Source organism: Streptomyces sp. NBC_01635, assembly GCF_045209715.1.
Taxonomy (GTDB): Bacteria; Actinomycetota; Actinomycetes; order Streptomycetales; family Streptomycetaceae; genus Streptomyces; species Streptomyces hirsutus.
Window position 1 is genome coordinate 842,908 of sequence record NZ_CP109277.1, and the last position, 13,586, is coordinate 856,493.

The following is a 13,586-nucleotide window of genomic DNA, read 5'->3' on the forward strand; positions in this document are numbered from 1 at the left end:
GGCGGCCCTCGCGGCGTCGTGAAAGGTTTCAACTGGGTTGCCGGGACGTTAGGCGCGCGGCGCATGTCACGTCAATGGGTCCCGGTCGAAAAAGTTTCGACAGCTTCGGATCACGCCCTGGTCACGAAGGGCGGTCTTGGCCGAAGGGGTTGACACCCCTTCGGGGGCACCATAGCTTCCCGTCCTGAATCGTTTCACTCCATGGGTCGACAGGACCCGATGTCACAGGAGCCCTGACGTGACCGAGCTCGCCGCGGCGAAGGCCGCTCTCAAGACACAGGCCGTCGAGACGCCGTCGTGGGCGTACGCCAATTCGGGGACCCGTTTCAAGGTGTTCGCGCAGCAGGGTGTGCCCCGCACCCCGCAGGAGAAGCTGGACGACGCGGCCAAGGTGCACGAGTTCACGGGAGTGGCGCCCTCGGTGGCGCTGCACATTCCGTGGGACAAGGTCGACGACTACACCGCGCTGGCCGAGCACGCCGAGGACCGCGGTGTGCGGCTCGGCACGATCAACTCCAACACCTTCCAGGACGACGCCTACCGGCTCGGCAGTGTCTGCCACCCGGACGCGGCGGTCCGCCGCAAGGCCGTGGACCACCTCCTGGAGTGCGTCGACATCATGGACGCGACCGGTTCGGCGGACCTGAAGCTGTGGTTCGCCGACGGTACGAACTATCCCGGCCAGGACGACATCCGTGCCCGGCAGGACCGGCTCGCCGAAGCTCTCGCGGAGGTGTACGAGCGGCTCGGTGAGGGGCAGCGGATGCTGCTGGAGTACAAGTTGTTCGAGCCGGCGTTCTACACGACGGACGTCCCGGACTGGGGCACCGCGTACGCGCACTGCCTGAAGCTCGGGCCGCGTGCCCGGGTCGTCGTCGACACGGGTCACCACGCGCCGGGCACCAACATCGAGTTCATCGTCGCGACGCTGCTGCGCGAGGAACGGCTCGGCGGGTTCGACTTCAACTCGCGCTTCTACGCCGACGACGACCTGATGGTGGGCTCCGCCGACCCGTTCCAGCTGTTCCGGATCATGCACGAGGTGGTGCGCGGGGGCGGGTTCACGTCCGGGGCCGCGTTCATGCTCGACCAGTGTCACAACATCGAGGCGAAGATCCCGGCGATCATCCGGTCGGTGATGAACGTGCAGGAGGCCACGGCGAAGGCGCTGCTCGTCGATGCGGAGGCGCTGGCCGCCGCACAGCGGGACGGGGACGTTCTCGGCGCGAACGCCGTGCTGATGGACGCGTACAACACGGATGTGCGGCTGCTGCTGCGGGAGGTGCGCGAGGAGATGGGGCTGGACCCCGACCCCATCGAGGCGTACCGGCGCTCCGGGTGGGCCGAGAGGATTGTCGCGGAGCGGGTGGGCGGGGAGCAGGCGGGGTGGGGGGCTTGATTACCGGGACACGCCTGCCGGGTTCCGCGCTGCGCGGTCCGCGGACCGTGTGCGGCCGGTCGCGTCACGCGGCGGTGGCCGCGCAGGGCGCCGCCCCGCGTCCCTGAAGGGGCGCCTTTCCTCACCCTCTCGACAAGAAATGGAATGAAGATGGCAGATCACCCCGCAGCCGACGCCCTCCTCGCCCGTTCCCACCGTCTCGGTGCCGACCCCCGCAACACCAACTACGCCGGCGGGAACACCTCCGCCAAGGGCACCGCGACCGACCCCGTCACCGGGGGTGATGTGGAGCTGATGTGGGTCAAGGGGTCCGGTGGGGATCTCGGGACGCTGACCGGGGCGGGGCTCGCCGTGCTGCGGCTGGACCGGCTGCGGGCGCTGACCGACGTCTACCCCGGGGTCGACCGCGAGGACGAGATGGTCGCCGCGTTCGACTACTGCCTGCACGGCAAGGGCGGTGCGGCGCCCTCGATCGACACGGCGATGCACGGGCTGGTCGAAGCCCCGCACGTGGACCATCTGCACCCCGACTCCGGCATCGCGCTCGCCTGCGCCGCCGACGGGGAGAAGCTGACCGCCGAGTGTTTCGGTGACACCGTCGTATGGGTGCCGTGGCGACGGCCCGGTTTCCAGCTCGGTCTGGACATCTCCGCCGTGAAGGAGGCCAATCCGCGGGCCGTCGGGTGTGTCCTGGGGGGGCACGGGATCACGGCGTGGGGCGACACGTCCGAGGAGTGCGAGCGCAACTCGCTGCACATCATCCGCACCGCCGAGCGGTTCCTCGCCGAGCGGGGCCGGCCGGAGCCGTTCGGGCCGGTGCTCGACGGGTACGAGCCGCTGCCCGAGGCCGAGCGCCGGGAGCGGGCGGCGGCTCTCGCACCGTACGTGCGGGCCGTCGCCTCGCAGGACCGGCCGCAGGTCGGGCACTTCGACGACTCCGAGACCGTACTGGACTTCCTGGCCCGCGCCGAGCACCCCCGGCTGGCCGCGCTCGGCACCTCCTGCCCGGACCACTTCCTGCGCACCAAGGTCCGGCCGCTCGTCCTCGACCTGCCGCCGTCGGTCCCGACGGACGAGGCCGTGGCCCGGCTGGAGGAGCTGCACGCCGCCTACCGCGAGGAGTACGCCGCCTACTACGCGGCCCACGCCACGCCCGACTCCCCCGCCATGCGCGGCGCCGACCCGGCGATCGTGCTGGTGCCGGGCGTGGGCATGTTCAGCTTCGGCAAGGACAAGCAGACCGCTCGCGTGGCCGGTGAGTTCTACGTCAACGCGATCAACGTGATGCGCGGTGCCGAGGCGGTCTCGACGTACGCGCCGATCGAGGAGTCGGAGAAGTTCCGCATCGAGTACTGGGCCCTGGAGGAGGCGAAGCTCCGGCGGATGCCGGAGCCGAAGCCGCTCGCCGGCCGGGTGGCGCTGGTGACCGGCGCCGGGAGCGGGATCGGGAAGGCGATCGCGCGGCGGCTGGCGGCCGAGGGCGCCTGTGTCGTCGTGGCGGACCTGAACGGGGACAACGCGGCCGCGGTCGCCGAGGAACTGGGCGGTCCGGACAAGGCCGTCGCGGTGAGAGCGGACGTGACGTCGGAGGAGCAGATCGAGGAGGCGTTCCGGGCGGCGGTGCTCGCGTTCGGCGGGGTCGACCTGGTGGTGAACAACGCCGGGATCTCGATCTCCAAGCCGCTCCTGGAGACGTCCGCGAAGGACTGGGACCTCCAGCACGACATCATGGCCCGCGGTTCCTTCCTCGTCTCCCGCGAGGCGGCCCGCGTGATGATCGCGCAGCGACTGGGCGGCGACCTCGTCTACATCGCGTCGAAGAACGCGGTGTTCGCCGGTCCGAACAACATCGCCTACTCAGCCGCCAAGGCCGACCAGGCCCATCAGGTACGGCTTCTCGCCGCCGAGTTGGGTGAGCACGGCATCCGGGTCAACGGCGTCAACCCGGACGGTGTGGTGCGCGGCTCGGGCATCTTCGCTGGCGGGTGGGGTGCGCAGCGGGCGGCGGTGTACGGGGTGCCGGAGGAGAAGCTGGGCGAGTTCTACGCGCAGCGCACGCTGCTGAAGCGGGAGGTGCTGCCCGACCATGTCGCGGCCGCCGTCTTCGCGCTGACCGGCGGTGACCTCACCCACACCACCGGCCTGCACGTCCCGGTCGACGCCGGCGTCGCCGCCGCGTTCCTGCGGTGAACGCCGGTGCGCGGCCGTACGCGGCGGTCGACCTCGGCGCGTCCAGCGGGCGCGTCATGGTCGGCCGCGTGGGCCCCGACAGTCTGGAGCTGACCGAGGTCCACCGCTTCGCGAACCGGCCGGTGCGGGTGCCCGAGGGGCTGCGCTGGGACGTGCTCGGACTGTACGCCGGAGTGCTGGAGGGGCTGCGGGAGGCGGGCGACGGACTCGCGTCCGTCGGTGTCGACGGCTGGGCCGTGGACTACGGCCTGCTGGACGCGGACGGGGCACTGCTGGGCAACCCGGTGCACTACCGTGACCGCCGCACGGAGGGGGTCGCGGAGAAGGTGTGGGCGAGCGTCCCCGCCGGGGAGCTGTACGCGGCGACCGGTCTGCAGCACGCGCCGTTCAACACGCTGTACCAGTTGACGGCGGCCCGCTCCACCGCCCAACTGGCCCAGGCCAGACGGCTGCTGCTGATCCCGGACCTGCTGACGTACTGGCTCACCGGTGAGCAGGGCACGGAGCTGACCAACGCCTCGACCACGCAGCTGATCGACCCGCGCACCCGCGACTGGTCCCACGGCGTGGCCGAGCACCTCGGCATCGACCTCTCCCTCTTCGCACCGCTGCGGCAACCCGGGGACCCGGCCGGGGAGCTGCGGCCCGAGGTGCTGGAGGAGACCGGTCTGGCCGGGCCCGTCGCGGTGACGGCGGTCGGCTCGCACGACACGGCGTCCGCGGTGGCCGCCGTCCCCGCCACCGGCGAGCGGTTCGCCTACATCTGCACCGGCACCTGGTCCCTGGCCGGCCTCGAGCTGGACGCCCCGGTCCTGACCGAGGAGAGCCGCGCCGCCAACTTCACCAACGAGCTGGGGCTGGACGGCACGGTCCGGTACCTGCGCAACATCATGGGCCTGTGGCTGCTCCAGGAGTGCGTACGGGCCTGGGGCGGACCGGACGCCCTGGGGACGCTGCTGCTGGAGGCGGCGAAGGTGCCCGCGCTGCGGTCGGTGGTGGACGCCGGGGACGCGGCGTTCCTGGCGCCGGGGCGGATGCCGGAGCGGATCGCCGAGGCCTGCCGGGTCTCGGGGCAGCCGGTGCCCGGCTCCCCCGCCGAGATCACCCGCTGCATCCTCGACTCGCTCGCGCTCGCGCACCGCAGGGCCGTCGGGGACGCCCAGCGGCTCGCCGGGCGGGCGGTCGACGTCGTGCACATCGTGGGCGGCGGCACCCGCAACGCCCTGCTGTGCCAGCTGACCGCGGACGCCTGCGGGCTGCCGGTGGTGGCCGGCCCGACCGAGGCGGCCGCGCTGGGCAACGTCCTCGTGCAGGCCCGTGCGCACGGGCCGGCCGGGGGCCTGGCCGGGATGCGGCGCCTGCTCACCCGTACCCAGCCGCTGACCCGGTACGAACCGCGCGGCGGCACGCGGCGGTGGGAGGCCGCACAGGCCCGGCTCGGGTAGGGCCTTGCCCCGAGCAGACCCCCCGGATCCGCCGGACGGGCCACGGCCCCGTCGGGGGCCTCCCCGCGCGAGCGACCGCGCACTACCCTGCACTCACCCGATGATCGATCCACAAGGAGCCGCGATGCGTGTCGCCCTGTTCCTGACCTGCGTCAACGACACGCTCTATCCCGACACCGGGCGCGCGGTGGTGAAGCTGCTGACCAGGCTCGGCGTCGAGGTCGACTTCCCGATGGCGCAGACCTGCTGCGGGCAGGCGCACTACAACACCGGGTACCGGCACGAGGCCGAGCCGATGGCCCGGCATTTCTCCGAGGTCTTCGGGGGCTACGAGGCGATCGTGACGCCCTCCGGGTCGTGCGGGGCGATGGTGCGGGAGCTGTATCCGCGGATGGGCGAGCGGGCCCGTGCGGAGGGACGCGGGGGCGGCCTCGCGGCCACGCTGGCGCCGGTGGTGCCGAAGACGTACGAACTCACCGAGTTCCTGGTGGACGTACTGGGGGTGACGGACGTCGGCGCGTACTACCCGCACACGGTGACCTACCACCCGACCTGCCACGGGCTGCGTTCCCTGGGACTCGGCGACCGGCCCCGGCGTCTCCTCGAGGCGGTGAAGGGGCTGGAGCTGGTCGAACTGCCGGGGGCCGACGAGTGCTGCGGATTCGGCGGCACGTTCGCGCTGAAGAACCCCGACGTCTCCGCGGCGATGGGCGCCGACAAGGTGCGCAACGCCGAGTCGACGGGCGCCGAGGTGCTGTGCGCGGCGGACAACTCGTGCCTGATGCACATCGGGGGGACGATGACCAGGCTGCGGACCGGCATGCGGCCGGTGCACCTCGCGGAGATCCTGGCGTGCACGGAAGAGGAGGCGGCGGCCGTATGAGCGGAACGTTCGTCGGAATGCCGGCCTTTCCCCGGGCCGCGCGGGAGGCGGTGCGCGACGCCACCCTGCGCGGCAACCTCCGGCACGCCACGCACACCATCCGGGCCAAACGGGCGAAGGCCGTCGCCGAGGTGTCGGACTGGGCACAACTGCGGGAGGCGGGCAAGCAGATCAAGGACCACACGCTCCATCACCTGGACCACTATCTGGTGCAGTTGGAGGAGTCGGTGACGGCCGCGGGCGGCACGGTCCACTGGGCCGCCGACGCCGCCGAGGCCAACCGAATCGTGACCGGACTCGTCGAGGAGACGGGCGAGTCGGAGGTCGTCAAGGTCAAGTCGATGGCCACGCAGGAGATCGAGCTCAACGAGGCCCTCGAGGCGGCGGGCATCCGCGCCTACGAGACCGATCTGGCCGAGCTGATCGTGCAGTTGGGCAAGGACCGGCCCTCGCACATCCTCGTCCCCGCGATCCACCGCAACCGCGGGGAGATCCGGGACATCTTCGCCCGTGAGATGGGCGGCTGGGGCCGCCCGGCACCCGAGGGCCTCACCGACACGCCCGCCGAACTCGCCGAAGCCGCGCGGTTGCACCTGCGGGAGAAGTTCCTGCGTGCCAAGGTCGGCATCTCCGGGGCCAACTTCATGGTCGCCGAGACCGGCACGCTGGTGGTGGTGGAGTCCGAGGGCAACGGGCGGATGTGCCTGACCCTGCCGGAGACGCTGATCTCGGTCGTCGGCATCGAGAAGATCGTTCCGACCTGGCAGGACCTGGAGGTGTTCCTGCAGACCCTCCCGCGTTCCTCGACCGCCGAGCGCATGAACCCGTACACGTCCACCTGGACCGGCACCGCCGACGAGGACGGCCCGCGCGCCTTCCACCTCGTCCTGCTGGACAACGGCCGCACCGACACGCTCGCCGACGAGGTCGGCCGCCAGGCGCTGCGCTGCATCCGCTGCTCGGCGTGCCTGAACGTCTGCCCGGTCTACGAGCGGGCCGGCGGCCATGCCTACGGCTCCGTCTACCCGGGCCCGATCGGCGCCATCCTCAGCCCTCAACTGCGGGGTACGGCAAGCGAGATCGACGCTTCCCTGCCGTACGCCTCGTCGCTGTGCGGGGCCTGCTACGAGGTGTGCCCGGTGGCCATCGACATCCCCGAGGTGCTGGTGCATCTGCGGGAACGGGTCGTGGAGGGCGGCCAGGTCGTCCGGGGCGGCAACAAGGTCGTGCTCCAGCCCGCGAAGGGGCACGCCGCCGAGCGCGCCGCGATGCGCGCGGCCCGCTGGGCGTTCTCCCACCCGGGTGCGCTGCGCACCGGCCAGCGCCTCGCCTCCCGCACCCGGCGCCTCCATCCGCGCACCCTGCCGGGCCCCGGCCGGGCGTGGAGCGGCACCCGGGATCTTCCGGCGGTGCCCGCGGAGCCCTTCCGCGACTGGTGGCAGCGCACACACGGCGAGGGCGGCCCCGCCCTGCCGAGGACGACGCCCGGTACCGGGACGCCGGCGAAGGACAGTGCCGCGGACAAAGCCGAGGACAAGGGCGGTGACCGGTGAGCAGCAGGGAACGGATCCTGGGCCGGGTGCGGCGCGCCCTCGCCGACGTCCCGCGCGGCGACGAGACTCCCCCCGCGCCTGGACGGCCCGGGAGGTACCCCCACTACGAGCGGGCGGTCACCCGCGACTACCTGCGTGAGCACGGTGACCGCACCCCCGCGCAGACGCTGGACCTCCTCGCCGGGAACCTCGCCGACTACCGGGCGGTCGTCCACCGCACCGACGCCGGCCACCTGGCCGAGGTCGTCGCCGGGCTCCTGGTCTCGCGCGGCTCCTCGTCGGTCCTCGTCCCGCCGGGGCTGGACGAGAGCTGGCTCGCGGGGAGCGACGTGAGACGGGTCGCGGACCGGGCGGAGAACACCCCGCACGAACTGGACCGGGTCGACAGCGTGGTCACCGCCTGCGCGGTCGCCGTCGCCGAGACCGGCACGATCGTCCTCGACGGCTCCCCCGACCAGGGCCGCCGCCGGATCACCCTCGTCCCGGACCACCACATCTGTGTCGTCCGCGCTGCGCAGGTCGTCCCCTCCGTCCCGTACGCCCTCGAACGCCTCGACCCGGCACGTCCCCTCACCTGGATCTCCGGTCCCTCGGCGACGAGCGACATCGAACTCGACCGGGTGGAGGGCGTCCACGGCCCGCGCGTCCTGGAGGTCGTCCTGGTCGACTGACTCCGCTCCTCTCCGGTTCCTCCGGGACGCGTCGCACCGTCCTCGGTGGTGTCGCTGAGTACACCCCCGATCCGGGGGCTGCGCCCAATGTGGCGCGGGCGCCCGGTCCGTAGCGTCGTTCGCATGGCACAGGGGGTGCCGGACGGAGGGCAGGGACCATGGTGCGCAGCGGGGTACGACGCGACCACGGCACGGAACCGGCGGCCGAGGCTCTGCGGCTGGTGAAGGTGACCAAGTCCTACGGCAGCGCCGGGAATGCCGTGACCGCGCTCGACGGCGTGACGCTCGGCCTGGCGCGCGGCACGTTCACGGCGGTGATGGGGCCGTCGGGCTCGGGCAAGTCGACGCTGTTGCAGTGCGCGGCCGGTCTCGACCGGCCCGACAGCGGTGTCGTCCGAGTGGACGGGACCGAGCTGACCGGGGGCGATGAGACGGAGCTGACGAAGTTCCGGCGCGGGCGGATCGGGTTCGTGTTCCAGCAGTACAACCTGTTGGAGACGTTGACCGTCGCGCAGAACACGGTGCTGCCGCTCAAGCTGGCCGGCCGACGCGTGGACCGGGTCCGGGCCCGGGAGGTCCTGACGGCGGTCGGTCTGGGCGACCGGCTCGGGCACCGGCCGGACCAGCTGTCCGGCGGTCAGCGGCAGCGGGTGGCCATCGCCCGCGCGCTGGTCGCCGAGCCCCGGGTGATCTTCGCGGACGAGCCGACCGGCGCCCTGGACACGCGCAGCGCGCGGGACGTGCTGCGGCTGCTCCAGCAGGCGGTGCGGGTGCACGGGCGGACCGTGGTGATGGTGACGCACGACCCGGTCGCCGCCTCCTACGCCGACAGCGTGCTGTTCCTCGCGGACGGCAGGCTCGCGGGCCGGATGGACACGCCCACGGCGGACGCGGTGGCCGAACGGCTGGCGCACCTGGGCGACGATGTGCCGACGGGGGTGTGAGCCGTGTTCGTACTGGCGGTTCGGTCGGTCCGGCAGCGGCCCGGACGGTTCCTCGCGACGCTGCTGGCTTCCTTCCTGGGCGCGGCGGTCATCATGACGTTCCACTCGATGCACGACACCGCCGGGCAGGACGGCGTCGACCCGGTGAGTTCCGGGACGCTGGGCCTGGCGGCCGGGGTCGTGGGCGGCTACGGGACGCTGCTGGTGTTCTTCGCGGTCGCCTCGACGCTGACGGTCACCGTGCGTCAGCGCACCGGTGAACTGGAGTTGCTGCGCTGCTCGGGAGCGACCCCGGGCCAGCTCCGGCGGATGGTGGTGGGCGAGGCCGTGGCCGTGGCGCTGGCGGGCGCCGTACTGGCGATCGGCCCGGCGATGCTCGGCGGGCGGGCCCTGCTGACGGTGTTTCAGGACAGTGGCCAGGTCGCGCGGTCCGTCGAGTACTCCTTCGGTCCGGTCGCGCTGGTGAGCGGGGTGACCGTCACGCTGCTCTCGTCGGCGGGCGCCGCGTTCCTGGCCCTGCGGCGGGTCGGCCGGGCCGGCACGCGGCGTCCCGGGGCACGGCGGTTTCTGGCCTGCGCGGCACTGTTCGCGGGCTCCATGGGGGTCTGTTCCACCTTCGCCCTCTCCTCGACGTCCGAGGCGCTGATGGCGCCGCCCGCCTACGGGGCGATCCTGCTGTCGGTCGGCTTCGCCCTGCTGTCGCCGCGGCTGCTGCGGGGCCTGCTCGACGCGCTGCCGCTGAACAGCGCGAGCGGTTGGCTCGCGGTGCGCAATCTGCACGAGCGGGCCGGTCGTCTCGCCGGGATCCTGATGTCGCTGATCCTGTTCACGGCGGTGTCCACGGCGACGCTGACCATGCAGGCCGTGGAGAGCGACGCGGTGGCGGCCTCCGGCCTGGTGAAGTCGGTCGACGCCAAGAACCTCGAGACGCTGAACCTCACGGTCGTCGGCATCGTCGCCGTCTTCGTCTGCGTCATGCTGGTCAACTCCCTGTACGCGGCGACGTCGTACCGCTCCCGTGAGTTCGGGCAGCAGCGGCTGGCGGGTGCGACTCCGGGACAGGTGCTCGCCGTGGTGGGCACCGAGGGCGTGATCCTCACGGTCACCGGGGTCTTCTTCGGCACCGTGGCCGCGCTGGCCGGGACCGTGCCGTTCACGGTGGTGCGCACCGACGCGGTCCTTCCGGACCGGTTCCCCGGCATCTGGCTCGCGATGGTGGCGGTCTCGGCGGCGGCCACGACGGGGACGACCCTGTGGACGGCCCGGCGGGTGCTGCGCACCCCTGCGGTGGCGGCGGTGGGCTCGGCCGCGCAGGCCGCGTGAACGCGGAGCACGGAACACGGAGCAGGGACGGAGGCGAGGGCGGGGTGGCCGTGGTAAGGCCGCCCCGCCCTCCTGATGATGACAGGAGAGGTGAACAAGCGCTTAGATAGCTGCGTCAGCCTGTGTTCAGTCCGTACTCAGCCCATGCCGCCCCGAGCTGGAGGCCTAGGTGTTCACTTCCGTCGACGACGTCTTGGCGCGACTCGCCGGGGCGGGCTATCTGGCGTCGCCCGCGGTGGCCACGACCGTCTTCCTCGCCGACCGGCTCGGGAAACCGCTGCTGGTGGAGGGCCCCGCCGGGGTCGGCAAGACGGAGCTGGCCAAGGCGGTGGCCCAGGTCGCCGGGGCCCGGCTGGTGCGTCTGCAGTGCTACGAGGGCGTCGACGAGTCCCGGGCCCTGTACGAGTGGAACCACGCCAAGCAGCTGCTGCGCATCAGCGCCGGCCGGGACGAGACGTGGGACGAGGCGCGTACGGACATTTTCAGCGAGGAGTTCCTGCTGCCGCGTCCGCTGCTGACGGCCATCCGCGGGGACGATCCCAAGGTGCTGCTGATCGACGAGACCGACAAGGCGGACGTCGAGGTCGAGGGGCTGCTGCTGGAGGTGCTCAGCGACTTCCAGGTGACCGTTCCCGAACTCGGCACGGTCACCGCGAGCCGCCGCCCCTTCGTCGTCCTCACCTCGAACGCGACTCGTGAACTGTCCGAAGCGCTGCGCCGCCGCTGCCTGTTCCTGCACATCGGCTTCCCCGACGCGGAGCTGGAACGGCGGATCGTCCGGCTGAAGGTGCCGGGGATCGACGCGGCGCTGGCCGAGTCGGTGGTGCGGGTGGTCGGGGCGCTGCGCGCGATGGACCTGCGCAAGGCGCCGTCGGTGGCCGAGACCGTCGACTGGGCCCGCACCCTGCTGGCGCTCGGCGCCGGCACGCTGGACGAGGCAGTCGTACGGGACAGCCTGGGTGTGATCCTCAAGCACCAGGACGACATCCTGAAGGCCGAGGCCAAGCTCGACCTGGACGCCGTGTGAACGCCACCGCGGACCTCACCGCCCGGCTGACCGGCCTCGTCGACGCGCTCCGCGCGCACGGTGTGCGCATCGGCACCGGTGAGAGCGTGGACGCGGCCCGGGCGACCCGGGAACTGGGTCTCGCGGACCGGGAGTCGCTCCGTGAGGGCCTGGCCGCGACCCTGCTGCACACCACGGGTCAACGCCCGGTGTTCGACGCGGTCTTCGACCTGTACTTCCCCCGCCGGGTCGGCACGCCCGAAGGCCGCACGGACCCCGCGGACCGTGCGGCTCTGCGCGAGCGGCTGGCGGCGGCGCTCGCCGCCGATGACACGGCGCTGATGGCCCGGTTGGCGATGGAGGCGGTCGACGGCTTCGGCGGATACGGGAGTTCACCGGCGTCGGACGGCTGGTCGTCGTACCAGACGCTGGACCGGCTGCGCCCGCAGACACTGCTCGCGCGGGTCCGGGACGAGGTACGGGCCCGGGACGGCGCGGCGGGGTTCGGCGACCGGCTGCTGGAGGACGAGATCCGGCGCCGCATCGAGGAGTTCCGCCGGATGGTGGCCGCGGAGGCGCGGCGCCGGGTCGCCGAACGGCGGGACCGGGACGAGATCGCCCGGCGTGCGGTGGCCCCGACGGCCGACCGCGTCGACTTCCTGTTCGCCGGGAAGGACCGGCTGGCCGAGCTGCGCCGGACGGTGCGGCCACTGGCCCGCAAGCTGGCGACCCGGCTGGCCGCCCGCCGCCGCAGGGCCGCCCGCGGCAGCATCGACCTGCGGCGCACCCTGCGCGGTTCCCTGTCGACGGGCGGGGTGCCGATGCGTCCCGTGCTGCGTCGGCGTCGGCCCGCGCGGCCCGAACTGGTGCTGCTGTGCGATGTGTCGGGGTCGGTTTCCGGGTTCTCCGACTTCACGATGCTGCTGGTGCAGGCGCTGCACGACCAGTTCGGCAAGGTGCGGGTGTTCGCCTTCGTCAACCGGATCGACGAGGTGACCGGGCTGCTGGTGCACGGTGCCGCCGACCCGGACGGCCTCGGCGCCCGCATCCGCGGGGAGGCCGCGGTCACCGGCTGGCACGGCAGCAGCGACTACGGCGCCGCCCTGGGCGAGTTCACCGAACGGTACGCCGGGGCCGTGGGCTCACGGACCACCGTGTTCGTCCTCGGCGACGCCCGCACCAACATGGGCGACCCGAACCTCCCGGCCCTCGGCGAGCTGGGCCGGCGTGCCCGCCGCGTCCACTGGTTGAATCCCGAGCCGCGCTCCCGTTGGGGCACCGGCGACTCGGCGGCCCTCGGGTACGCCGGGCTGGTCGACATGCACGAGTGCCGTACCGTACGCCAGTTGAGCGACCTGATCGGACGGCTGCTGCCGGTATGACGTCCGCGGCCGCACGCCTCGGGTTCAGGCGGGCGAGCAGTGCGCGGTGTACAGCAGGTACTCCCAGTCCATGACCAGGTGGCCCTCCCCGGTTCCCCGGTCGTGGCGGCGGGCGGGTCCGGCCAGGCCAGTGCCGCCGGAATCGCCGCGTTGCCGGTTCCCGCCGCCACATTGAGCACCCGGTCCCCGGGCCCCACGCCGGCCGCCTCGACCAGTTCCCTGCCCAGCTCCGGGATGAGCTCGGCGGCCGCGGAGGGGTAATCCCCCTGGGCCCACACCGCCCGGTGCTTGGCCTTCGACGCCCGATCGGCCTCGGTCCCCTCGATCACCTTCGCCATGCCGCCCTCCCCCCTGCGTGCCCTGCCCGGCGCGCTCTAGTCGTCGGAGGGCCGGTCGGCGGCCTTCGCGTAGCTCTGCGCCATGGCGCCCGCGAAGTCGTACACCACGGCCTGTTGCTCGCCGACGACCCAGGCGTCGTGGCCGGGTGTGCAGACGAAGACGTCGCCGGGGCCGACCTCGCTCTCGGCGCCGTCGTCCATGCGGATGCGCAAGCGGCCCTGGAGGACGTAACCGTTGTGGTGGATCCGGCAGCTCGGCGTTCCGGCGATCGGTCCGACGGACTCGGACCAGCGCCATCCGGGCTCGAAGACGGCCACGGCGAAGTCCAGCCCGGTCATGTGGACGGCCTCGAGGTGGCCCCCGGGAAAGTCCCGCCGCTCGTCCGGCTTGTCCAGTGCCTTGATCTCCAGCATGTCCCTGCTCCCTTCCGGCCGTCGCTCTGCGCGGCCGG

11 protein-coding genes are annotated in these 13,586 nt (G+C 72.6%); 10 read left to right on the top strand and 1 reads right to left on the bottom strand.

Annotated features, from left to right (window positions below; translation table 11 throughout):
• Positions 1-238 precede the first annotated feature (238 nt).
• The 10 genes from rhaI (at position 239) to OHB56_RS04250 (ending at position 12,796) form a co-directional block, all read left to right on the top strand.
• Positions 239-1,399, top strand: a complete 1,161-nt coding sequence (gene rhaI, locus OHB56_RS04205; protein WP_326756469.1) for an L-rhamnose isomerase — start codon at positions 239-241, stop codon at positions 1,397-1,399.
• A gap of 150 nt (positions 1,400-1,549) precedes the next feature.
• On the top strand, positions 1,550-3,589 hold the full coding sequence (locus tag OHB56_RS04210; protein ID WP_406351667.1) for a bifunctional aldolase/short-chain dehydrogenase: 2,040 nt from the start codon (positions 1,550-1,552) through the stop codon (positions 3,587-3,589).
• 56 nt (positions 3,590-3,645) lie between these two features.
• Entirely contained in the window at positions 3,646-5,034 is a 1,389-nt protein-coding gene (locus OHB56_RS04215; protein ID WP_326757269.1) for a rhamnulokinase family protein, read from the top strand.
• Positions 5,035-5,158: 124 nt separating this feature from the next.
• Positions 5,159-5,917 carry a (Fe-S)-binding protein gene (locus tag OHB56_RS04220; protein WP_326756467.1) on the top strand — a complete coding sequence of 253 codons (759 nt, stop codon included), beginning with the start codon at positions 5,159-5,161 and terminating at the stop codon, positions 5,915-5,917.
• Positions 5,914-7,470 carry a LutB/LldF family L-lactate oxidation iron-sulfur protein gene (locus OHB56_RS04225; RefSeq protein ID WP_406351670.1) on the top strand — a complete coding sequence of 519 codons (1,557 nt, stop codon included), beginning with the start codon at positions 5,914-5,916 and terminating at the stop codon, positions 7,468-7,470. Before OHB56_RS04220 ends, OHB56_RS04225 begins: the two co-directional genes overlap by 4 nt.
• Positions 7,467-8,141, top strand: a complete 675-nt coding sequence (locus OHB56_RS04230; RefSeq protein WP_406351672.1) for a lactate utilization protein C — start codon at positions 7,467-7,469, stop codon at positions 8,139-8,141. Before OHB56_RS04225 ends, OHB56_RS04230 begins: the two co-directional genes overlap by 4 nt.
• Positions 8,142-8,299: 158 nt before the next feature.
• Complete coding sequence (locus OHB56_RS04235; protein WP_326756464.1) at positions 8,300-9,085, top strand: ABC transporter ATP-binding protein; 786 nt, start codon at positions 8,300-8,302, stop codon at positions 9,083-9,085.
• Between the two features lie 3 nt (positions 9,086-9,088).
• Positions 9,089-10,408, top strand: a complete 1,320-nt coding sequence (locus OHB56_RS04240; protein WP_326756463.1) for an ABC transporter permease — start codon at positions 9,089-9,091, stop codon at positions 10,406-10,408.
• A 169-nt stretch (positions 10,409-10,577) separates the two neighbouring features.
• A complete protein-coding gene (locus OHB56_RS04245; protein ID WP_326756462.1) occupies positions 10,578-11,435 on the top strand; it encodes a MoxR family ATPase in 858 nt (285 codons plus the stop codon).
• Complete coding sequence (locus OHB56_RS04250) at positions 11,432-12,796, top strand: vWA domain-containing protein (RefSeq protein WP_406351674.1); 1,365 nt, start codon at positions 11,432-11,434, stop codon at positions 12,794-12,796. The genes OHB56_RS04245 and OHB56_RS04250 overlap by 4 nt, the downstream gene beginning before the upstream one ends.
• A gap of 374 nt (positions 12,797-13,170) precedes the next feature.
• Here the strand turns inward: OHB56_RS04250 and OHB56_RS04255 are convergent, their stop codons facing one another.
• Positions 13,171-13,548 carry a cupin domain-containing protein gene (locus OHB56_RS04255; RefSeq protein ID WP_326756460.1) on the bottom strand — a complete coding sequence of 126 codons (378 nt, stop codon included), beginning with the start codon at positions 13,546-13,548 and terminating at the stop codon, positions 13,171-13,173.
• Positions 13,549-13,586: the final 38 nt, after the last annotated feature.